Here is a 23952-nt window from a genome sequence, read left to right on the forward strand (position 1 = left end):
AGTTTACTTTGACGCATTCATTGACCTTGCTACAATTCATATCTGGATTAACAAAATATTATTAGTGGGATAGGTTCATGGTAGGGAGCGAACAAACTCGTATATAGTGGTGCTAATTCTCGGATATCTAACTGCAACTCACCTTTTCCACCTTTTGTAACTTCGCCGCGTCCATTGGCAACAGAAAGAATGAATTTACCGTTGTTTGCATCTAGCAAATTATCTTGAATATCTAAGTGCAATTCAGTTTCAATTCCCGATGGATAACCCCGCATCTCCAGCGCCTTGACTACATCTACTACCCGGAACATCCAACGCATCGTATGCTTAAGCTGGGCAGTTTGCTCTGGTAACAGCAATGTCAAAGAATCGGTTACAGAACTCCTCCATCGCACGTGTTCAATTTGGGAGCGATGACTGGCAAGAAAAGACCAAAATGTTTGTGCAGCCTCAACTGTGAGAATTACCCAATCTTTGATTCGCAGGATTGCGCCATCCTCTTTTGAATGTTGACTGAAGAGGATGTAGCCTTCGGGTTTCTCTTTTGTACCGATAAAATATGCGTAAAATGTTTCCTTCTCATCTGGTTGAATTAAGCGTTCCCAGATTGCGGGATGTCGGTCTAAATATCCATGCGTTTGTCTCGCCTGCTGCTGATATAGTTGATGAAAGACTTGATGATTGATATTCACTATGGGTTGCAAAGGTAGGGATTGCTCTCGCACTTGGATATTCCTAGTAGCAACTTCCCAATTACACCAGCTACCCCCTTGCTCATAGCCGACTTTTCGATACAGAGTTTGCACAGCTGGATAAAGAGCAGAGAGCGGTATACTTCTAGCATAAAGTTCTTTGAGCGTCTGCTGCATGAGAGTGATCGCTGCTCCCGAACCACGGTATTCTGGAGCAATACCCACAGCGGCAATTCCTGTCATTGGTACACGCACACCACCCCACCACTGACCCATATCCAGAGTTGCCAATCCACCAACTAATTGCCCAAATCCCCGAATAATACGGAAATTTTCTACGCCAATGAGATTGATATAAGCTTCCTCGCCACCAACTCCGCTGATGAAACACTGCTCAAGGATATATATCAGCTGCTGAATATCCTGTGGATCGGCAAGAGTGCTGTATTCAAATTGAGCCGTCATCTTTCTGTACCATTAGTAGGACAAAAACACAATCACACTACAGCAGATGTTGCCCTAATACTTGAGCAATTTCATCGCCATAAAGCCCTGGAATAGCCTCAATTATACTACTGCGCGTTTAGTTTTAAATATTGGAATACCTATACCATTTCTTTGTGAAGCTGCATATATTTATCTCCCGGCTACGCCTTCCCTCCAAAACATCTTCATGGAGAATTGATATTACACTGGTAAAAATTTTTAATGAGTCACTTCAGGACTGTTTATTCTATTTTTAGGGCGAGTTGCTCTTAACAAACCACTTACAAAAAATATGTTAACAAGTTGGATTTACCTTATAATTGCCATCCTTTTTGAAGTTTCAGGCACAACTTGCATGAAATTATCAGAGGGATTTACTAAAATAGTTCCTTCAGTATTAATATTTGTCTTCTATGGACTTTGTTTTACTTTTTTAACCTTTGCTCTCAAGAGACTTGAAGTAAGTGTCGCCTATTCTGTCTGGGCTGGGTTGGGAACTATTCTAGTAGCTCTTATTGGTATTATTTGGTTTCGGGAATCTGCCACATTAATCAAACTTGTGTCGATCTCCTTAATCATCATCGGGGTAATTGGGATCAACGCAAGTCAGTGAAGGGGGCAGGGGAGTAGGGAGGCAGGGGAGAGGGTTTGCAGATTTTATACAGCTTAGTATTGGCTGTTTTAGCTAAACATTGCTTAGGTAGCGGTGAACGAATTGAATGGCGATCGAACCTTCTCCGACACCAGATGCCACCCGTTTAATTGAGCCGTAGCGGACATCTCCGGCTGCGAAGATTCCGGGAATGTTGGTTTCTAATAAGAAAGGAGAGCGTTCTAAAGACCAACCACGAGGAGATTTGCCATTATGCAGCAAGTCTGGCCCTGTAATGATAAACCCCTGAGCATCGCGTTGAATAACGCCATCGAGCCAATCAGTTTTGGGGCTAGCACCGATGAAAATAAACAGCGATCGCGCCGACACAGTTTCGGTTTGTCCAGTGTTGGCATGGGCAATGACAATTGCTTCTAAATGTTCCTCTCCCTTCACTTCCACAACGCTGCAACCTGTGCAAACTTTGATATTTTCAGTCGCGGCAATTTGGTCAATCAAATATTGGGACATACTTGATGCTAGTGACTCTCCGCGTACCAACATAATCACTTTGCTGGCATATTTAGAAAAGTGCATTGCTGCCTGTCCAGCAGAGTTTGCCCCGCCTACCAAGTAAACCTCTTCGTTGGCGCAGGCGATCGCCTCAGTCATCGCAGCACCATAGTAAATTCCTGCTCCTGTGAGCTTCTCGGCTCCTGGAACCTTTAGCCAACGGTAGGAAACGCCAGTTGCAACTAAAAGTGCATGGCAACTAATCTCGCTACCATCCGCCAATTCCAGAACCCGATAAGGATCTTCTAGTCGAACCCCAGTTACTACTTGAGGAGTGAGAATCTCTACCCCAAATCGCCGTGCTTGAGTGACTCCCCGCCTTGCTAAATCACTGCCACTCAAGCCAATAGGAAACCCCAAATAGTTCTCAATCCGCGAACTCGTACCAGCTTGTCCTCCTGGCGCTTCACGCTCAATTAAGACAGTACTCAATCCCTCAGAAGCACCATAGACGGCGGCTGCAAGTCCGGCAGGTCCAGCACCCACGATCGCTAAGTCATAGAAGGGGCGCTCTGCCTGAGTTTGCAGTCCAATTTTGGCGGCAATTTCTAAATTAGATGGTTGAATTAACCGGGAACCATCGGGAAACAGCACCAAGGGTAATTGTTGTCTACAATCAGCTTGGGCGTATTCCACCAATTTTTCTGCATCCGGCTCCAGTTCAATATCTAACCACTTAAATGGAACCTGGTTCCGTGCTAGGAAGTCTTTCACCTGATGTGAAAAAGGCGACCAGCGATTACCAATGACTCGAATGCCTTCAAAGGGCGGGCGGAATCCAGCTAGCCAGTCATCTAGCAAATCATCTAAAATCGGATATAGTCTCTCTTCTGGTGGATTCCAGGGCTTGAGTAAGTAATAATCAAGTCTGGCACTATTAATCGATTTAATGGCAGCATCCGTATCTGCATAGGCCGTCAGTAAGGCACGTTTCGCATCGGGAAAGATGCCTTTTGCTCGTTCCAGGAACTCCACGCCTCCCATTTGAGGCATACGTTGATCCACCAAAAATAGAGCAACTGCTTCATTCCGCAATTTGAGTTGCTGCACTACATCCAGAGCCGTGATACCTGAATCTGCCCGGACAATGCGGAAGCGATCGCCATACTGATGACGCAAGTCTCGTGACACCGCTTGCAATACTTCTGGATCGTCATCGACGGTTAAAATTGCTGGTTTCGCCATAACTACTGTTACTTAACAATTGCAGTGTCTAGCCGTTGTCTTCAAAAATTTGTCGTCAAAATATCTACTGTTTAACCAGTTGCTTTAAACGAAAGTATGCCTCTTCTGGTGTCAGCGGTTGCGATTGACTTTGATTGGGTATATAAAATACCCAGGTATCAGGAAAGTAATGCACTACAAAGCTGGGAATCAAACCCAAGCTTACTGCTTGCTTACCGAGTTTTTCAGTTTGTTCCTCTAAACTCAGTTGGTCATGAAATGAGTGTTCAGCCATACTTTTGCATCTCCCTGTACTTTATTTGACCCTGGAAGAAAATTCAAAACCAGCATTGCACGAATTTAGCTAAAGGTGATTTACTATTCACCATGTTTTAGGATGAGCTTGAGAATATTTTGGTAGTAAACCTAAATAATTTCAAATATGCTTTCGTAGAAAATCATAAAACTATTTTGGTCATTCAGGGTAACTGAAATTGGATTGAATCAGGCAACAGGGCATTCCTTGCGTTGAGGTCTGAAGAAATCATCTGTTTCCCTCTATACTCGTACTCGGCACTATAACTAAGTATGCGATCGCTCCGGCTTGCGTGGGTACAGTGATGGACAGAGTACAAGGGAGCCATAAAATGAATGATGATTGTGTCACCGATGACTCGCTAACGCTTCTGCACTCGCGTTCGCTATCGGTGACACTAGCTAGTTCCCAGAGGAGTTGTAAGACGGATAATTTATGTTGTCTTTCTCACTTGCTTCCAACTGTTGCCTTTTAGCACAAGCAATAGCAATGCTTGTCTACCATTGCGCCAACTTTAGAGGGAAAAGCTCAATTTAAACAAAATCGCAATCCTTATCTAAACCCCAATGGGAACAAATCTCTCCAATCGGCTAATTGTTGGCTGTAATGACTGGGCTTCAACAAATAGCGCACTTTGCTCATCAAAAGCAGTCCAATTTTGGTTATTGGATAAAGGCTCAGAAGCAACAATAACTTGGTTTGGCTGCTTGATATCACAAGACCAATAAAGAGTAGGGGCTTGTGTGCGATAAGCATAGCGAATTGCTACAACTGCTTGACCATCACTGACAATTACATTGGCACTAAAGCTGGTGTCGTGTTCTGATGCCAACTTAGTCAATTTTTGAAGTGTGGCATTTAATGCTGACAACAGAGTGCTGTTTGGAGACGACTGCCACATTTCCACTAGTAGGGCGAAGATGTGTTCAGAGTCAGTCGTACCTTTAATCAGGCCGTATGTGGAATCAGAGAGGCTCTCACGTATTGGTCTACAAAGAGTTTGTTGAAAGTTTGATATCTCGCCATTATGCACAAACAAAAGTTTCCCACTACGAAATGGCTGACAATTGCTAATGTCGAGGGATTCACCTATCCCAGCTAATCGGACATAGCCGAGAGTACAACTGGATTGTACATAGTTGCTCAACTCTTCCAGATTCGGTTCGTTCCACAGTGGGATAGTATTTCGGTAAATAAAGGGTTTACCCACTTCGTCGTACCAGCCTACACCTACTCCGTCTCCACAAACTACTCCTGATTTTAATTCCAAAGGACTGTAACTTTGTTTGTAGAGCGAATGCTCTTGTTTATACAGCAACTCATCTAAGAGGATGGCGTTACCAAGATAGCCAATTAATCTACACATAAGAAAACGATGTTGCTGAAAGAGTAAGAAAAATCAGTCACAAGCCCCGATAGAAATCGAACTTTTTAACTGGACAATTATTACAAAACACTACTAATTTAACAACTATTGTTTATCTTGTGTATGTTTTAACTGTGACTTTAGTCATGGTTTAGTTTATAATTTTCAAAAATCTTTTTTTAAAATTTAATGATTTTATCTTCTTGAACAAGAAACTAAAAAAATTAAGTTAATTAACTTTAGTATTGCATCGTAGATTATGTATATTAATCTGCTAATTAGAAAGGAAGGGGTTGAAGCTGAAATTACAGCAAAGTTTGGAAAATACGGTTCAGTTCTACACTGATTATGAGTCAATACGGTTCAGTTAATAAAAATCGTAGATTTCTTCAGTTACGTGGTATTCGAGAATACTTACCATGCTGCTGACCATGCTGTTAAATTTTGAAGGCTTTCAAATTTAGTGTTTCCAAATGGGTAACGCCAGTTTGAGATTGGTATTAATGATTAATTTTAGTTTAACTTTAGATTCATACAAGGAAAGATTCTTTAGAAGAAAGAGATGACTACGTTGAAGATACTGCAACAGTCCAAAATTTGCCTAAACCTGTTGATGATGCCCAAGATATAGATGAAAGCAGCAATACACTTGTTTTTTAATGGTTACTTAATCAAGCACTGTGGCATTTTTATCCTGAGCCGATGAATATTTTTTAGCTCTGCAATCACAGTCATTTATAATTATCGTTTAAATAATCTAATTGCTGTTAAGTACGTCTTGCTAAAAATATAGAACAGAAGCTAAACTAATATTTATTCACTACCTTTGTTTGAGCTTGATTTGTGAATTAGCCATTCGCATTAAAAGGATTTTAGAAACCTATGACAATTAAAAAACACATTAATCTTAATCAAGGATGTTTCCTTAATCCTGCAAATAAACAGATAGTTGTCAATTTAGCCAGTGAAGATATTTTAAAATTAATCACGCAAGAATTAAAAACTCGTTACTCTCTAGAAACTCAAAAAAACCTAAATGAGGAGAGTTCAAAGTTATTACCTAATTTTGTATTTCAAGAATTATTACAACGCCAACAGCAGGTAGTAGATGTTAACCCAGATAGTTTAATTGTTGTTAGCTGTCAGATAGCAGAGGCAGAAGTCGATGATTTGGGATTTGATTTAAATATCGAAGTATATTTTGTCGTTGGAAATACAAAAGGTCAAAACCATTTTCGGGCTAATCAAATAGTCCTTTGGTCGAATATATGGGGTGATGAAGAACAGCCTTTTGATTTAGAAGATGAACTAGGTGAACAATTCTGGACAAGTTATCAAATTCAGTTGCTTTTTGATGAAAAAGAGCAGCAAACAATTGAAATGGAACTATCACAAACAGATGATTATGCCGCGAGTTTAGAATTTTCCCCATCACTAAAAAGATTTTCACCATCCATAGTTCCCTTTACGGATAATGACTTCTAAAAAGTATTATCCGCACATACAGTGAATGTAAATTAATTATTTATATTCACTGAGGATTTTATTTTTTGGAAGTTCTCTTTTAAAAAGATGAAGTCTTCACTTCAATCTCTCCTACATCCTCATTGTGGTTCGATAATTGAACCCATAAACAAAATATTTCCCGTCTGATTATCTCTAATAGCACAGAAAAAGGGACGATCGACAATCATTCGGAATGGTTCTGGTTCTTGTCTCGAAGATGTTGCTACTATTCCCACTGAAGTAGCCGCCGCCGCTTCAGTCCCTTCTTCGTTCACTTCAACAAAAGTTTTATGCTTAACTTGGCTAATGGCAAAATTTTTACCCATGCCAGAAAAATTGGCTTTGTTGCTGAAAGCCTCCCCCATACCTAAAGTTTTTAAAGCATCGTTGAGTGTAATATCGTAATCTGTTTTGAAGCGGGGTAGGCGAATAAACCCTTTTTGATTGTTGAACTGAGTCATCCATTTTTCCCAGTTCTCAACATTCAAGTTTTGATAAAACGCTTTGAGGTTAGAATTCTTTTTGGGTAGGAAGATATAAAAACTTGTCTTACCATCTTTACCATAAGGTAAACTAACTGCCTGAAACTTTTCACTTTCATAGTATCTATAATCACCCTCCTGTGACATCATTGGGTGTTGTTTCTGCCTACCAGATGTGATGTAAAAAGGGTATGGAGCAGTTTCTTTCTTATCAAACTCGTTAGTCCAATTACCTTTAAAATATATGGCATTAATCAGAAACAATACCTGATTTGGTTCAATTTTTTCAACTATTTTAGTGATTTTGCCGTTAGTATTTTCTTTGACCCAGTTATTGATAATACTAGATGCGGCGGCATCTTTAAAGTTTAAATTGCTGACTTTGGCTTGATAGAACTCCTGGGTTCTCTTGAGAAAGTCTGGTGCAAAGCTAACATCTTGATTTGCCCAAAGTGAGTTAGCGATTTTCAATTGCACTTTTGCATCTGAATTGTCTAAAAGCTGTTTTAATACCGCCGCGTAAGAAGAGTTGATTTCTGGTAGATTCATCCCCTGTAATTCTAGGGTTTTTGCCATTGCTTGTTGAGTCGAACCGCTAGCGCCGTTGTAAGTCATAGCAAGAGCGATCGCAACACTCGAAGGTGAGATAAAAATATTTTTCTCACCCCAATCGTTTTTCAGAACTTCTGAGAATAGTTTGAAGCCAAACTTATTGCTAGACTCAACGATTTTTGTATCAGTTTTCGCTGTTTTTTTTTGCAATGGGGTTTCTGGCTGAGGTAAACTAGATTGGGCAAGGGCGCTTTTATTACTATCGACTTGAGAACACCCTAATACACTGAATAGAACAACACTTGCAGCTGCCAGAGCATAACGTCTACCTAGACTCACACCGTAACGTCTTTGTAGGAAATTTTCTTTCGCATCACTCAATTTATGGCGATTCATTCTGCTACCTCACTTGCCAAAGATTCCCGATTTGTGCTCAGAGTTGACGCAGATACTGTGTCAATGACTAACTATTGCATTTACTCCAATAGAAAAATGGGACTGTTACAGTTTTCGTAACAGCAAATTAGTAGCTCAGAGTAATTAAACACAACTTGTGGAGTTGCTAATTCCTTATTGAGACGGCTATACAGACCACTTATAAAAAATTTTGATTTCTAAGAATTTTTATCTTTACGTATAAACTTATTGTAAGCTACGTAATCATAAAATAACCACTTTTGTTAGGTTTTTATAGATCGAATAACCTTTCTCAGAAGCATGAAATCTCGTTCCCATACGGAGCATGAGAACGAGAAAAATACTGTAATTTTACACAGATATTTGTGCTAATCTATTTCAATTAACAGGAACACTCCACCAAGCTAAACTATAGGGTTGAGTCGCTTCATTGAGCTTTTGACGAAACTGAACGCGGATTTTGTAATTGCCAGTAGTAGGAACAGGGCAGAAAATATGTTCTACACTATCGATTTGGCTGATTGAGGAGCAAACAGCACCAGCATCTGAACTTTGAGCATCAGCTTTTACTAAGTATAGATCGAGATTATTTAAGCCGCGATCGCGAAAACTTTCACCTAAGTCATATTGCTGGTTTTTATTTTTATCGTTGAGTTCTACCAATCGATCCCAACTTAGAGTGACAGCAACAAAACTTCCCTGCTTTAACGGTTTTGCTAATATATAGTCAACAAATGCTCCGACATCAACTGTGCGATAATCCCAACCAATAGCCGGCACTGCTGCTGATGCTTGCCATTGACCAGCATTAAATTGCTGATAAGCGCGAAATGCATTCAAATGACCCGCTCCCATTTGCGCATCCAAAGGAATTTTTGGATCTTTATAAGCATCAGAATCTAGCCAGTTTTGATTTTGTTTATCAATTAGCGTCCGAGTCATTCCCAACTTTAAGCCATCGCCGCTATCTAAAATTTTGTCTGCTGAATTCAGCAATACAGCTTTCATTACTTGATGACGCCGAGAATCAATGCTCCAGTGGGGTTGTTTTGTTCGCATCTGTCGGTCAGCAAGTTCCTGCAACAGAGCAACAGTAGCTGTAACTTGAGGTGCTGCAAAACTTGTACCTGTAACCTTGTTCAATTTGCCATCTGGATTAAGCAAGGGAATATTATTGCCAGGAGCAACTAAACTGATAGCGCGACGCCCATCAAGGTCAAATTCCCTTCCAGCCAGTCTTCCACTCACCCCTTGGTTAACACCCGCCAGATTCGCCACGTCTACTTTGTTAAAGACTTCCCCTCGGCGGGATGAAAAAGCCACGTTTATTCCGTTAAAATTATCTGTAGGAATAGGAATACCACCCTTACCCTGGTTGCCAGCAATCGCATACAAAACATCATGAGCGCGACTAGACCAGTCAACACATAAAGTTAGTAAAGCATTGCCGTCTAAAGTAGCCTCCGGTCGAGGATCGCGGCTCAGAGGTTCCCCAAAGCTAAAGTTAATGGCACGGACATCGCCACCATTTTGCAGTGCTATGTGCTGTGCCGACAAACACTCTTCTGGCTGACCCATATTTTTAGTAGAACCCACCGCTGATGAATACAATCGCGCTCCCGGCGCAACCCCTGGCAAGGCTTTATCTTGACTCACCATTACACCAGCGACATTGTAGGCGTGGGGGTCAACACCAGTATTAGACTTAGCTGGGCCATTGCGTAAGAAAACCGCTGCTAAAGATATGGCACGATTTTTAGACACCGCTTTATCCCATCCAAACATTCCCGGCCGGCCAATTTCCACTTGACCAATAGCAATCTTGCGACCGATTAAATTATAAGGAGGTTTGTGTAGCTTCAGAGCATCAATGCCGTTAGTTCCTAGTGCAGATTCTAAAGCTGAAGCAATTACTGGCACACTCAGACAAGAAGCAGTTAATCCCCAAAATATCCAGGTTAGTTTTTTAGTCATTAGTTATTAGTCATTGGTCATTGGTCATCAGTCATTGGATTAGGTGAAAGGTTACAGGTAACAGGTGATAGGGAATAATCTGTACCCTTTTACCTGTAACCTATTCCCTTCTTCACTCGCCACTCCCCAAAAAACCGGGATCAAAATTATGAGTCTTGTTCAATGTTTTGTTACAATGCGTACAGACGAGGACGCTTAAAAATCCACTAGCCATGACCCAAAACCTATCTCAAAAGCCCATTGTAATTTCTCCATCTATCCTATCAGCCGATTTTAGTCGCTTGGGTGACGAAATTCGTGCGGTAGACGCAGCTGGAGCGGATTGGATTCATGTTGATGTCATGGACGGTCGTTTTGTACCTAATATTACGATAGGCCCTCTGATTGTGGAGGCGATTCGTCCGATTACAACCAAGCCTCTGGATGTCCACTTGATGATTGTGGAGCCAGAAAAGTACGTAGAGGGATTCGCTAAGGCGGGCGCTGATATTATCTCCGTACACTGCGAGCATAACGCTTCCCCACACCTGCACCGCACCTTGGGACAAATAAAAGAGCTTGGTAAGAAAGCTGGTGTTGTACTTAATCCTGGTACTCCTCTAGAACTAATTGAATATGTTCTAGATTTGTGCGATTTAGTACTAATTATGAGCGTCAACCCTGGTTTTGGTGGTCAAAGCTTTATCCCTGGTGTATTACCCAAAATCCGCAAGCTGCGCCAAATGTGTGATGAACGTGGTCTTGACCCCTGGATTGAAGTGGATGGGGGACTTAAAGCAAATAATACCTGGCAAGTTTTGGAAGCGGGAGCCAATGCGATCGTCGCCGGTTCAGCTGTGTTTAATACAAAAGATTATGCTGAGGCTATTACAGCAATTCGCAACAGCAAGAGTCCTACTCCAGAATTAGCCAAGGTTTAATTCGTTTTTGAATTAACCAATCATTAAACATGAAAGCGAAAAAGAATGTAGAGAGGTAGCGCTGCTACGTCTCTACAAGAATTCTAGATTAATTTCACCAGATGTCTAGTATTCACAAAAAATAAGGTGGGCAAATTGCCTACCTTATTTATTTTTATATATAGATAAAAAACTGGAAGCTATTCAAGTTTTGAACTTCCAGTAGTTGCTATATAAATTGAAAGTTTAGAAACCAAAGATAATCCCGGTTGGGAGGACTAGGATTACAATAGTCGAAAGAGAAGCGTATGATCTACTAGTTCTACCAGCCAAGGACAACAATTTCACCGTAACTTTTCTATTTCTGTTCCTAGAGTTGATGTTAAGCGTTTGCTTTATTAACTAAAGCAACACCAACCACAGGATAGAAAGTTTTATCAGCATTACTCGCACTGTCTGCAGTCAGTGAAAGCTGTGTAAAATTTGGATTGGGGGAATCCACCTCCCCAAATTCTCTTTGCTCAGACTTCCTCAGAAAAAGAACCACCAGTAGTAACAGTTGGATTATTGGTCTTGGTTTAGGAGTTATTTACTCCATGAAATGCTGACTACTTTTGTAATCAGTTTGATTTATTTCATAGTTAGAACTAATCGTTGATTTTATTTTTTAAATTAACTTGCTTCCAAATCACCTCTATTTTGGTTTAGGTTGTAGTTGTTATTAGTTTACCAATATCATTAGTATATATTTGCCATTTTGGCAGATTTTTACAAAAAATTATCAAGTTCATGACTGCTATAGAAAACCTGTCATGCTATAAATTTCCAATTAGCATAACAGGCTTTCAGATAATCAATCAGCTTTAGAGCAGAATCTATTGATTCCAAATACTTTTTAATTGAATCCACAGGATTTCAAGGAAATGTCTTGAACATTTTCTGGTTTTAATGGCGATTTGCTTGATTGATGTTCGTTAATTTGCTGTGTCAATCTCTGGTCTAAACTACCAGCACGGAGTTCTGCTTTTTGCTTTCTAACGACTTCTAGATAAGCTACGTCTTTAATTTTGCTTAAGCAGCTGATGAAACATTATTATCAGACTGGGAATTATGAGCGTGTTTCAGCATTTTTAGATTTTCACTTTGCTGTTGTTTTGTCCTATCGGCTTGAGAGTTCTCTTTGAGCAATCGATTGTATGTGCGATATGGAATGTAATGCAGAGGATTATAACCACCAAATCGCAACATTAAAACACATGCCCAAGAATACTTTCCAGCAAGAATTGCTTCAACTACTTTGTCAAATTGTTGAGCTTTCACTGTCTTATCTAAGTTACTACTAATACCAGCAATGTCTTGATTCATCATAGTGTTTAGTTATTTTGGGTGAAGTAAACTATTTTCTTCTCTGCAATTGCTGATGTTTCAATTGAGGTGTACAGACTGTACTAGCCTTTTTGCAAATCTTGAATTGCTTGTGGCAAATTATCAGCAACAGAGCGGTGTTTGATGTTTACAAGGGATAAAAATCCTTAAGTAAATAAAGTTTGTTGGTTCACACGCTTATATTTCTTACTACTGTTGGATTAGGCAATTTCCGGGAAGTTTGCATATTTTTTTTAGACTAAGAGAGAAAATATATTTATCTTTGAGCGTTAACAACACCATTCGTATTTATACTATTTTTTGTAGTTACTGTCATCTACTAATCTAGTATATTTATAGGTCAAATTTACTGAATATATTCCGATACTTACTTGTGTATTGTGCAGCTTTTAGTTTTGTCCTCTTTTGCTAATTCTTGGGGGGTCTTACCCCTCACACGATATCATTTTAAAACCTTTATTATTGTCGAGTAACTAGAAAACAATACCATTAAATAGAATGTAAAACAACTTGTAAAAATATTAGGCAATAGAGAATAGAACCGTTCAAAGCCATAGGTTCAACCTATTTTTTAAATAAGTTGGATTAGACAATGATAGTTATTAGGCTTGTTTTTATTTGTTTGCAAAAACTACAGCTTTAGCGTATCTAAATATAATCGCTGTCACCCGATCGCAAATATTTCATAACGAGAAGCCAGGAATTATAAAATAGACCAGTTGTAAAATAAAATTACTGGTCATAGATAATATGGATAGATAGTTATGACGAGCCTTAGCTAGAGTCAAGAAAAATATCCGCAAATGGATAGATTTACTCAAAAAATTTAGCAAGCTCAGTTTGGACAATATTAGAGAATTTAATAGATAGATATAAAGTTAATTAATACAGAAGATTGTTAAGTTTATTCAGCAGAAATTTATTATATATGATATGAATATTTAACAGATTTATACAAATGTAGTGGCAATTGGGCTAAATGGTGGTAAAGGATCAAAAATCAATATGCGATCGCCTTTATCTCTCCAGACAACTACCCAATGAATTATTTGACAATAAGCTATCTAAGGGTTATAATATGATTCCGCCTTACAAAGACTAGTACCTCACTGAATAGCGCTTCACATCCTGAAGTTTGGACTGGTTATAGTAAAGGTTGGTGAAATGCACCTGTGAGATTTACTGGCGTTAAGTTACGCAAATTGTAGGGGTTTAGGTGTATGCCACAATCTTGGCTAATCATTGCCAAACACACAGCGCCACAATCTGATTAACTTTGATGTTGAGTAAAGGAATATGCACGTCATAACCTAGCTTTTGATTGTGAACGTAGTCTGGGAACTATTAGCAATATTTATAGCTAAAGCTAGTAATACTAGTAATATTTGCATTTTTTGAAACAGTAGTCTTAAATTCTCAATGCTTCAACTCTTACCATTACTGAAATTTTCCTTCGCTTCCGGAAACACTCGGAAAATAAAATCGCAAACCTAAAGTCTGCTTTCTCAGATGAAGACAGGTTAAATTTGCTAGGGACGCACATCTGTCATAGGTGTCAACTTAAGGTAGAAGTTAGGTACGAGTAAGGGGGATTGCTTGTCCTCATCCCCTAACCCCTTCTCCCATATTGGGAGAAGGGGAACTGGAGAATTTTCTTCCTTTTGCTAATTTTGGGAGAAGGACTGGGGGCAAAACTTATACAGTCAGAAGATTTCAGCTTAAGTTGACACCAATGACATCTATGTGTGTTGCATCAAAACGAGAACCGCTTTGATAGTCAATCAATTAATAACTAAGTAAATTCCCCAAATCGCCATTGGCCGCAGGTAAGTGCTAGCGCGAAAAGTACCAGTTGCAGTGATAGCTTCTGGCGTGCGAAATTGCAGACCATTTTCATAAATTTGCTGCACCACAGCTTGCGTCAACTTCAACGCTTCATCTTTCATTCCCATCTGCACGAGAAAAGCCGCCAGCCCAAAGTTTATCCCCGTCCAAACTTCTAAGGGATGAGTAGCTTTGGGATTTTCTGGTGAACCATCACGACGAACACCATTAGCAGCACCAAACTCACCATTACAAAATTTCAAAAAGCAAGCATCATAAACAGTTTTCAGAGCAGAAAGGGCGCGATCGCTCGGTACAATATCTGGTAAATCCAGCAGACGGGCGTAAAATTGTCCGCACAATTGATCTGCCATCACTACATCGGAACCACTTTTACTATCCAGTCGGTAATATTCCCCATTCCAGAGTTTTTCTTGGTAAATAGGAAGAGATTGTCGTAACCAAGTTTCATAAGTGGATTTTTGAACCGCCAAGACGCCAAGATCGCCAAGTTTATGAGTTAATAAAATATCGCTAATTGCGATCGCAGCTTCTAACGCTGCCAACCACAATCCACCACAATAGGCGCTGACACCTTGTAACCGCCAATCATCAAAGGTTTGGTCAGGCGCACCAGAATTTTCAGGAATCCCATCGCCGTCGAGGTCAAAAGTTTTCAGGTAGTCGAGGGTTTGAACGATCGCATTCCAGCAATCTGCCAAGAATTCCACATCGTCAGCACCCGTGAGTAAAAAATCACGGTATACTTGCAAAACAAAATCACTACCTAAATCTTTCCACAAATTGCAGTCTTGATAGCTGGTGTAGTTGGTTTTCTCCCAGACGTGTTCGTTCGGTGCGCCTAAATCGTGGGGTGTTGCACCTACAACTTTGCGAACTGCAATCGGGCTTTCTGCCTTGATTGTCATGTAATAGCCAATTATTCGGGGAGTATCATCACCTTGAGGAATCGCCCGTGCAAATGCCCGAATTACCGATTTTTCTAGTTCTGGAAACAGCATCAGCAGGGCAAAAGAGCCATACAATCGCACATCTAGACTTTCATACCAACGGTAATCTAAGCACTCCAGCACTGCAAACTGACCGATGGGATTAAGTTCTGATGCTGCACTCCAGAGAGTACCGCCGCTGGTGAGGTCATAAAGCTCATTAAATAGAGCCATTTTAAACCAGTTGGGTAAATCTTCCCGGTCGAGGATGGGTTTTTGCCAACTTTGAATTTGCGATCGCCAGGTTTGGTATTCTTGTAATGCAGTGGATGCGATCGCCCAGGCATTGTTTCCGCTTTTACTAAAAAAGTCTGTATATCTGCGGTAATAGTTAACTCCAGCCGCAAATTCTGTAATCGGCAAATCCCAAGCGACGACAAAGGGGATTTCGAGAGTTTCGCCTGGTTGGAGAGTGAAACGGAGTGCCATCGCAGCCCCTAACTGTGTATTATCTGTTGCTGTCGTATCTAGATAATTGGGCAAAGAACCATCTTTAGCAAAGCTTTGCCATATTTCCTCACCCGTTCCTTCAGAATTCCAGCGGCTGTGGTGGAATACTTCCACTTGGGGATGTTTCAGCGTCGCAATACACCAAGTTCCATCGCCTTCTTGCAAAGGTTCATCACTACCAACCCGACCTAAAACACAGCCAAACTGTTGTGTATTTTCAACTATTTGGTTATAGTTTCCTTGACTTTCGCCCCAGCGCGGTTGGTATTCGTAAACCGGACTACCATCATCGCGCACCCGCACTTCAGGAGATTTGAGAGCATTTGTAAACCAGCCCACCATATTTTGCCAAGTGAGCATAATGCTGAGAGTAATCGGTGCATCTGTGGGGTTATGAGCATTCCAGAGGAATATTGCCACAGGGTAGCTAGTTTCTTGGTAATTACCCGCCCAGACTGGGGAAAATTGCTCACAAGTCAATTGTGCTTGGAATACATTTTCATACACAAACCAGCTACGTGGATATAGCGCGTGATAATTGCCCGTCCCCTCTGTGCCGGGAACTATCGGATACCACTGCCAGGCCTTGAGAGTGCCATCATCGGGCGCTTGGGTAGATAAAGCATAGGCTTGGGAAGATGTGCTATTGGATTCAAACACACTGAATTGACAAGCAGGAACGTTTTTGAAGGTATGCTCACCGCCGTCGATGTGCCACAGGTTAAAGTCTCCCCGTGAAGAACGACCGATGCAACCTGCACCAAAGCCGCCTAAAGGCATACCATGCCAAGGGCCATCATCGATATTACTTGCGTAGCGGACGGTATAAGGTTTGTCCCAGCCTAAGCCGATAGGACGGCTCCAAGTGCAAGAGGGAATTTCTGGAGAGAGTTGATTTATCATCGCCTAATGTTACAGCGTGCAGTTACGTCAATGAAGACTAGCGCGATGTGAGATTTTTCTCAAGGTAGTAGCACGGTAATGCCGATTGGGGTCAACTTAAGCTGAAATTTTCTAATTGGTCTTAGCTCGCCCTTAGACATCGCTCCCGTAATTACTACCGAACTACAAGGTATAGAGCTTATCCCAGCCACTAAGACTTTAATATTGTGCTTCTATCGCGTATTGCTTAACCGCTACTTGAATTTTAAATCTAGAGTTTTTAACTCTAATGGGTAAATCACTAGTCAATTTGGGTATTTTAAAGCACAGAGGTATTTTTCTCAATAGTTTTAACAAAACAAAATGACACAATACGCCCTTGTGGTTGAAATTGCTCAGGATGACAACAGTTTAGGCAACCTGAAACCTATTAATGATGCAGAAACTGTGGCTGACACAGAAAAATTTTTGCTGGTGGTAGATGAGTTTGAGGAAGTATTTACAGTTTGTATAGATAAGGAAGAACGGCAAAGATTTATTGAACTACTGACTGGGGTAGTAGAGATTCATGATTCGCGGTTAGCAGTGGTAATTACTATGCGAGGCGATTTTCTGGAATCCTGTTTAGATAATCCTTCTCTGACTCAGCTGATTCAAACGCAGGCAGTTTTTATGCCGTCTTTAACAGGAGTTGATTTAAAGGAGACAATTGCCAAACCTGCCAAGCTTCAGGTTCATAGTCTTGAAGAAGCAGGAGCATTAAAAATTCTCCAAAATTTTCAACAAGAACCAGGGAGTTTGTCACTGTTAGAGTTTGCCTTAACTAAACTCTGGGATAAACGCGAGCAAAAGAAAAATCAACTCACCCAAGAAGAGTATGAGAAGTTGGGAGGATTAACTGCGGTGTTAAATCTCCATGCAGAAAATGTTTATCACTACCAAGATTATGAGAAAGAATCCTCAACTCAAGAACGCAGTCAGCAAGAAAAAGAATGGATTAAGCAGATTTTTCTGCGGTTAGTGCGAACGGGAGAGGGAGAAAAGGATACCCAACAGCGCCAACCAAAAGCCACATTATTAAATATTGCAGGTAATGATGCCAATCAACAGCAACAACTTAATGAGTTACTAGATGGTGAAGCGGGATTGGTTAAGGGACGCTTATTAGTTACTGGGAAAGATGAAAAAGGAGAAGTCTGGATTGATTTAGCCCATGAAGCATTAATTGAAAGTTGGCAGCAGTTTGCCCAGTGGCGACAACAAGACCGAGACTTGCGACCGTTGAGCGATACATTAGAAAATACCCGGCGGGAATGGTTGAACGAAAGACCGGATGACAAATATTTAATGCAAAAAGGATTGCTGGCTGAGGTGAGGAATAGCTGGCAACAATTGCAGCCTGATTTGCAATCACCCCAACAAGATGAGGATTTTTACCAGCGCAGCGGTGCCGATGAAAAAGACCGGATTGCCGAGATGGAAAGGGCGCTTACTGAATCCCAGTTACGAGAGAAAGCAGCTAGAGTAGACGATTTATTGCCCTTACAACCCCTAGATAGTCTAGTTTTGGCAATTCAAGCTGTGGGAGAGAATCAAGAAAAACTACCCCAGCAGATTCTTGCATCAGTTCAGAACAGTTTGAATCGGGTGGTGAATAAAGCAAGAGTCTCGATTCCCCTCTGTGGTCATGAAGGTAATGTCTCTTCTGTCGCTATTAGCGCTGATGGGCAGACGATTGTTAGTAGTGGTACTGACGGCACTGTACGGTTGTGGAATTACCAAGGTCTTCCCTTAGCTGAACCTTTGCGTGGTCATCAAGGTAATATCTCTTCTGTCGCCATCAGTGCCGATGGGCAGACGATTGTTAGTAGTAGTACTGACGGCACTGTACGGTTGTGGAATCTCCAAGGTCTTCCCTTAGCTGAACCTTTGCGTGGTCATCAGGGTAATGTCTTTTCTGTCGCCATTAGTGCCGATGGGCAGACAATTGTCAGTGGCGGTGCTGACGGTACAGTGCGGTTGTGGAACCGCCAAGGTTTTCCCTTAGCTAAACCTTTGCGTGGCCATCAGGGTAATGTCTCTTCTGTCGCCATTAGTGCCGATGGGCAGACAATTGTCAGTGGCGGTGCTGACGGTACAGTGCGGTTGTGGAACCGCCAAGGTTTTCCCTTAGCTAAACCTTTGCGTGGCCATCAGGGTAATGTCTCTTCTGTCGCCATTAGTGCCGATGGGCAGACAATTGTCAGTGGCGGTGCTGACGGTATGGTGCGGTTGTGGAATTCCCAAGGTCTTCTCTTGGCTGAACCTTTGTATGGTCATGAGGGTAATGTCTCTTCTGTCGCCATCAGCGCCGATGGGCAGACGATTGTCAGTGGCGGTGCTGATGGTACGGTGCGGTTGTGGAATCGCCAAGGTCTTTCCTTAGCTGAACCTTTGCGTGGTCATGAGAGTTATGTCAATTCTGTCGCTATCAGTGCCGATGGGCAGACGATTGTCAGTGGCGGTACTGATGGCACTGTGCGGTTGTGGAATCGCCAAGGTCTTCCCTTAACTGAACCTTTGCGTGGTCACGAAGGCAATGTTAGGTCTGTTGCTATCAGCACTAATGGCCAGACAATTCTTAGTGGTAGTACTGACGGCACGGTGCGGTTTTGGAACCACCAAGGTCTTGCCTTAGCTGAACCTTTACCTGGTCATGAGGGTTGGGTCTATTCTGTCACCATTAGCGCTGATGGTCAGACGATTGCCAGTGGCGGTACTGACGGCACAGTGCGGTTGTGGAACCACCAAGGTCTTGCCTTAGCTAAACCTTTACGTGGTCATGAGGGTTGGGTTTATTCTGTCGCCATTAGCCCCGATGGGCAGACGATTGTCAGTGGTGGTAGTGACGGCACGGTGCGTTTGTGGAATTTGCAAGGTCTTCCCTTAGCTGAACCTTTGCGTGGTCATCAGGGTTTTGTCAATTCTGTCGCCATCAGTGCCGATGGGCAGACGATTGTTAGTGGCGGTGATGACGGCACTGTGCGTTTGTGGAATCTGCAAGGTCTTCCCTTAGCTGAACCTTTGCGTGGTCATCAGGGTTTTGTCAATTCTGTTGCTATTAGCGCCGATGGGCAGACGATTGTTAGTGGCGGTACTGATGGCACTGTGCGTTTGTGGAATTACCAAGGTCTTGCTTTAGCTGAACCATTGCGTGGTCATAAAGGTTGGGTCTATTCAGTCGCCATTAGCGCCGATGGGCAGACGATTGTTAGTGGCGGTGATGACGGCACAGTAAGGTTGTGGAACCTACAAGGTCTTCCCTTGGCTGAACCTTTACGTGGTCATGAGGGTTGGGTTTATTCTGTCGCTATTAGCGCCGATGGGCAGACGATTGTTAGCGGTGGTGAAGATAGCACTGTGCGTTTGTGGCGCGGTGACTGGCGTGCATGGTTGCAAGTCTGTTGTGACAGGTTACGTTACCATCCCGTCTTCACCAATCCGCAAACAGAGGAAGCAAAAGCCGCCTGTGAAACCTGCAAAAAATATGTTTGGAGTAAAGTAAACGGTTAAAAACACAGTATTGCTGTGCCTCTAAGAAAGTCTGCACTCGACTCAATTGTAAACGGCTATAAAGGCAGCAAGTAAGGAAAGGAGAACACAAAAACGAGATTTATTATCTTCTCCATTTAGGCTCAGAATTCCAATTTTCACCTTCAAAACTTGGAAGTTAATGCTCAAAACTCGGAACTTTATGTTTACAACTGCAACAGCCGAGATCCAAGGATAATACCAATTCAATTAATGATTGCAACACATCCTTTGGGTAAAGACGCGATGAATCGCGTCTCTACAAGTGGTCTATTTGTCGCATTCCTTTTTCAAATTGGTATAAATTATGGTGAGCTAAAGGCTTAGGCGTAACCCGCACTTTGACAAAGCTCACCTTTTGAAATTGGAATTTTTATTGGTGTTATTGAAATTAAACTGGTATATGTGGGCACTCTAAAGTTAAGCAACATACTGGAGACTAATTTCTATGTCCACAGCCCCAATTAGTGCAACACTAGCGCAATCAGATAGAGATGCTGTGTTGCAAGCGATCGCCACCATTAAAGACAAATTACCATTTTTGATTGATTTAAGTAACGAGGAGCGGAAAGCTTTACCCAAGATGGGAGATAAAAGCCGCGCCTTTGTAAGCATTGCATTGGAGGTGGCGACACAGAACCCAGAGTTTTTACCGCGATCGTTTGACCTCAATGAGATGCGGAAAGACGTACAATTATTTGAAGCTTTGTATCCGGTATTGCTGTCTTTGTCACAATTACAAGAGTTGCTGGATGATACATCTATAGCAGTGGGAAGTGAAGCTTATGCAGCCGCGTTGCAGGTGTATAACTATGCCAAAGCTAGTGGACAAGGCGCTGGTTTAGATGGAGTAGTTGAGGAAATGGGGCAAAGGTTCGCCCGTAAATCTCGGAAATCCAAGCCTCAAGCAGCAGCGTTGTAAGAAAATAGCTCGGCGATCGCACTTCTAAGGTGCAATGTTGAAGCTCAGAACTCGGATGTTGGAGTAAATTGCTCAACGTTCCGAGTTCTGAACTCGAAGTTTCAACCTCAGAACATGGAAGTTTGAGATAAAAACACAAAACTTGAAGCTATGAACAGCAACGTCCGAGATCCAAAGGTAAACGATCGTGAGTAAAAGGCAATTACTCTCCCTTTTAACTCGGAACTTCGTGCTTTGAACAGCAACAGCCGAGATTCAAGGGTGAATTATGGTGAGTGAAAGGTGTAGCCGTAGCTGGCCCTTAGAGGATGTTTGAAAAGTATTTTTGGTAACTTCTAAGCCTCGAAAACCTAACCCCCTTAGCCCCCTTCCCTACAAGGAAATGGGGGTTTCAAAGCCTCTCTTTGCTTGCCTAACGGCAGGCTGACGCCAACGGAGATTTTGGTCATAAGAAATAATAGAGCGTAGTTTACCACCGCAGGCATCGCAACAAACTATATCATCCATCTATCTGCTTTTTTAGGCAGTATTCAGGATTTTTATTCATAACTTGTTATTTCTAACGGTACAAGACAAAGAACTAAAAATGGTGCAATTTAAAAGTAGTGTAAATATGGTCAATTATGGACGCTGCCAAACGCCTTGCTACTCTAAATCGCATCCGCAAACTCAGCCGTCTGATGGATACATCAATACGTATCCCTTTGACAGGTTTTCGCATTGGAATAGACCCAATCATTGGTCTAGTTCCAGGTGCTGGTGATTTAATCAGTACAGCGTTTTCAGCTTACATTATATTTTTAGCTACTCGGTTTGGCATCCCGCGTCAAGACTTAGCCAAAATGATTTTTAATGTAGGTTTGGAAACAGTCGTTGGTACTGTGCCTTTAGTGGGTGATTTGTTTGATGCTTTCTATAAGTCCAACATTCGGAATTTGGCAATTTTGGAGCAACATTTGACAGTAGTTGAACCAGAACTAAAAAAAGTGTCTGATGAACTTTCCTCTCAAAAATTCAGCAAAATTTAAGTAGGAAAAGAGCGTAATTTACGGCCGCAGGCATTGCCATTGCACATTTACTATGTATTTTCTAGTACATTACTAGCCAGTTGTGGTGAAGCGATGACCGAGCGCTGTGGGAGGGCTGCTGAGTTCGTCTACAGCGTTGGGTCAACAACTGGCGATTTGCGTCTGTTCTTTTGATATCTCATTTAAACGGCAATTCAGAAACAAGTTATGCCAAATTGCCAAAACCTTTGAGCGTGGTATCGTCACTTCAACTTTTTCTTAAAAGAGAAATGGAAAGAATTGATGGGCGAACCTATCGGTTAAATTCAGCCTTGGTGTAATTGAAAATATTGTAGAGTATAGAATTGCCCTAAGTATTGCCCTACGCAACTCCCCCTATGACTACCGCACCCTTAAGCTGGGAAGAACTAGAAACCCTCACGGACTATCAAATAGATACCGTTAATGGTCTCACCAATGCTAGAGGCAGGTTGCGCTTGTTTGGTCAGCCGGAATCTGATGTGCGGGTAACGCTGTACCGCGATAACCACGCCTGGTGTCCTTACTGTCAAAAAGTTTGGTTATGGCTAGAGGAAAAACAGATCCCCTACCGCATCGAAAAAGTGACAATGTTTTGCTATGGGGAGAAAGAAAGTTGGTACAAACGTAAGGTACCATCAGGAATGCTCCCCGCGATCGAGCTAGATGGACGGATTATTAAGGAAAGCGATGACATTTTGATCGCTTTGGAAAAGGTTTTTGCTCCATTGAACCAAGGGATGGAAGACCGCACGGTGCTTCCTTTACGTCAATTAGAACGACTTTTATTTAGAGCCTGGTGCGCTTGGCTATGCTCTAGAACCGATTCATTTCAACAAGAACAACGCAACCGAGAACAATTTATCGGAGTGGTGGCTAGGGTAGAGGAAGCTCTGGGTAGCACCCCAAGCCCTTACTTTCTAGATAGCTTCGGCATCGTCGATGTCATTTTTACGCCATATCTCGAACGGATGAATGCGAGCCTTTACTACTACAAGGGCTACTCACTGCGGGAGGAAAACCCTCGTTTGAGCGCATGGTTTGCGGCAATGGAAAGCCGACCGACCTACTGCGGTACCCAGAGTGACTTTCACACCCACGCACATGATTTGCCGCCTCAAATGGGGGGCTGTTGGGAAAACGGCGAAACCCAGATGCTTCTCAATAAAGCGCGGGTGGATAACGGCCCCTGGTTCGGGCTACCAGATGTTACTTATCCAGAACCAGAAAACTCCCGCATGGAAGCTCTTAAACGAACTATCAAGCACCGGATCAATATTATCCGAGTCAACCCCTTAGATGATAAATTGTTCGATCGAGCGCTACGTTGTGCTTTAACACACATGATGACAGGGGAAGACTGTGTACCTCCATCGGGATCTGATGTCGCTCTCCGATATTTGCGCGATCGCATTAATGTACCACGAGATATGTCTATCTACGCAGCCAAGCGATTGAGGGAATCCCTGGAGAAAACCGCAGCCCTTGCAGGTGATGGGCAGCCAGCCCCCATTCCCACTAAGCATCGACGAGATCAAGACCCGTCTAACTTTGCCATCAAGTAGGATTTCAGATATTTATGCCTAAGCGAATGGGGGCAACCATGTAGCGAAATCTAGTTTAATAACTCAGTATAATTACGAGTAGCTTCAAGATAACAAGCCCAAACTGTATTTTAGAAATAGCAAGTGCTACTGTTGAACACACAGCCTTTTTTACATCTAGGCTAAGTCCTCGCTTGCGGCTACCAACAACTGTGATTTGATAGCCAGAAAATCTTAACGGGTAACAAGGTGGCTCAAGATGAGATGTGGTAAGAATTTGAGAAAATAAGGTGGTAAAA

The 23952-nt window shown here is 42.0% G+C and carries 16 protein-coding genes and 2 pseudogenes; 7 read left to right on the forward strand and 11 right to left on the reverse strand.

The genetic code is table 11. The features are described 5' to 3' along the window. Nucleotides 1-47: 47 nt before the first annotated feature. Nucleotides 48-1157, reverse strand: a complete 1110-nt coding sequence (locus HWQ43_RS21605; protein WP_292737900.1) for a GNAT family N-acetyltransferase — start codon at nt 1155-1157, stop codon at nt 48-50. 313 nt (nt 1158-1470) lie between these two features. Here HWQ43_RS21605 and HWQ43_RS21610 point away from each other — a divergent pair, with 313 nt between their 5' ends. Further along, nucleotides 1471-1791 carry a multidrug efflux SMR transporter gene (locus HWQ43_RS21610; protein WP_292737902.1) on the forward strand — a complete coding sequence of 107 codons (321 nt, stop codon included), beginning with the start codon at nt 1471-1473 and terminating at the stop codon, nt 1789-1791. 72 nt (nt 1792-1863) lie between these two features. On the opposite strand, the gene HWQ43_RS21615 is transcribed toward HWQ43_RS21610, so the two are convergent. The 3 genes from HWQ43_RS21615 to egtC all read right to left on the reverse strand — a co-directional run bounded on the left by HWQ43_RS21615 (nt 1864) and on the right by egtC (nt 5189). Next, nucleotides 1864-3528, reverse strand: coding sequence for an FAD-dependent oxidoreductase (locus HWQ43_RS21615; protein ID WP_292737904.1), 1665 nt, complete (start codon nt 3526-3528; stop codon nt 1864-1866). A 64-nt stretch (nt 3529-3592) separates the two neighbouring features. After that, on the reverse strand, nt 3593-3802 hold the full coding sequence (locus HWQ43_RS21620) for a hypothetical protein (RefSeq protein WP_292737906.1): 210 nt from the start codon (nt 3800-3802) through the stop codon (nt 3593-3595). A 577-nt stretch (nt 3803-4379) separates the two neighbouring features. Further along, nucleotides 4380-5189, reverse strand: a complete 810-nt coding sequence (egtC, locus tag HWQ43_RS21625) for an ergothioneine biosynthesis protein EgtC (RefSeq protein WP_292737908.1) — start codon at nt 5187-5189, stop codon at nt 4380-4382. A gap of 882 nt (nt 5190-6071) precedes the next feature. Here egtC and HWQ43_RS21630 point away from each other — a divergent pair. Beyond that, the gene (locus HWQ43_RS21630; protein WP_292737910.1) at nt 6072-6674 is read left to right on the forward strand and encodes a hypothetical protein; all 603 of its coding nucleotides are present in this window, start codon (nt 6072-6074) and stop codon (nt 6672-6674) included. A gap of 119 nt (nt 6675-6793) precedes the next feature. Here the strand turns inward: HWQ43_RS21630 and HWQ43_RS21635 are convergent, their stop codons facing one another. Continuing rightward, nucleotides 6794-8125, reverse strand: coding sequence for a serpin family protein (locus HWQ43_RS21635; RefSeq protein WP_292737912.1), 1332 nt, complete (start codon nt 8123-8125; stop codon nt 6794-6796). A 399-nt stretch (nt 8126-8524) separates the two neighbouring features. Further along, nucleotides 8525-10120, reverse strand: coding sequence for a S8 family serine peptidase (locus HWQ43_RS21640; protein ID WP_292737914.1), 1596 nt, complete (start codon nt 10118-10120; stop codon nt 8525-8527). A 212-nt stretch (nt 10121-10332) separates the two neighbouring features. On the opposite strand from HWQ43_RS21640, the gene rpe reads away from it, so the two are divergent. Continuing rightward, nucleotides 10333-11040 (forward strand): ribulose-phosphate 3-epimerase, encoded by a 708-nt coding sequence (gene rpe / locus HWQ43_RS21645; RefSeq protein WP_292737916.1) that lies wholly within the window; start codon nt 10333-10335, stop codon nt 11038-11040. Between the two features lie 874 nt (nt 11041-11914). Here the strand turns inward: rpe and HWQ43_RS21650 are convergent. The 3 genes and pseudogenes from HWQ43_RS21650 to HWQ43_RS21655 form a co-directional block, all read right to left on the reverse strand. Continuing rightward, nucleotides 11915-12384 (reverse strand): annotated as a pseudogene (locus HWQ43_RS21650) (HetP family heterocyst commitment protein). A 1165-nt stretch (nt 12385-13549) separates the two neighbouring features. Beyond that, a pseudogene (locus HWQ43_RS33865) lies at nt 13550-13663 on the reverse strand (hypothetical protein); the annotation flags it as partial. A gap of 523 nt (nt 13664-14186) precedes the next feature. After that, nucleotides 14187-16592, reverse strand: a complete 2406-nt coding sequence (locus HWQ43_RS21655) for a GH116 family glycosyl hydrolase (protein WP_292737918.1) — start codon at nt 16590-16592, stop codon at nt 14187-14189. Between the two features lie 342 nt (nt 16593-16934). Between HWQ43_RS21655 and HWQ43_RS21660 the strand changes: the two genes are divergently transcribed. Together HWQ43_RS21660 and HWQ43_RS21665 are read left to right on the forward strand one after the other, a co-directional pair. Next, on the forward strand, nt 16935-20123 hold the full coding sequence (locus HWQ43_RS21660) for a WD40 repeat domain-containing protein (RefSeq protein WP_292737920.1): 3189 nt from the start codon (nt 16935-16937) through the stop codon (nt 20121-20123). Nucleotides 20124-20589: 466 nt separating this feature from the next. Next, complete coding sequence (locus HWQ43_RS21665) at nt 20590-21063, forward strand: hypothetical protein (RefSeq protein WP_292737923.1); 474 nt, start codon at nt 20590-20592, stop codon at nt 21061-21063. Between the two features lie 372 nt (nt 21064-21435). Here HWQ43_RS21665 and HWQ43_RS21670 read toward each other — a convergent pair whose 3' ends face one another. Next, nucleotides 21436-21570: a hypothetical protein gene (locus HWQ43_RS21670; protein ID WP_292737926.1), complete on the reverse strand. Its 135-nt coding sequence runs from the start codon at nt 21568-21570 to the stop codon at nt 21436-21438. A 116-nt stretch (nt 21571-21686) separates the two neighbouring features. On the opposite strand from HWQ43_RS21670, the gene HWQ43_RS21675 reads away from it, so the two are divergent. Both HWQ43_RS21675 and HWQ43_RS21680 read left to right on the forward strand, forming a co-directional pair. Next, on the forward strand, nt 21687-22091 hold the full coding sequence (locus HWQ43_RS21675; RefSeq protein ID WP_292737928.1) for a DUF4112 domain-containing protein: 405 nt from the start codon (nt 21687-21689) through the stop codon (nt 22089-22091). Between the two features lie 377 nt (nt 22092-22468). Beyond that, a complete protein-coding gene (locus tag HWQ43_RS21680; protein WP_292737930.1) occupies nt 22469-23674 on the forward strand; it encodes a glutathione S-transferase family protein in 1206 nt (401 codons plus the stop codon). Nucleotides 23675-23729: 55 nt separating this feature from the next. Here the strand turns inward: HWQ43_RS21680 and HWQ43_RS21685 are convergent. After that, the coding region (locus tag HWQ43_RS21685; RefSeq protein WP_292737932.1) for a hypothetical protein at nt 23730-23952 on the reverse strand (223 nt) is incomplete at its 5' end.

Origin of the sequence: Nostoc sp. JL31 (assembly GCF_017114965.1) — a bacterium.
In the GTDB taxonomy this organism is placed as follows: Bacteria; Cyanobacteriota; Cyanobacteriia; order Cyanobacteriales; family Nostocaceae; genus Nostoc; species Nostoc punctiforme_A.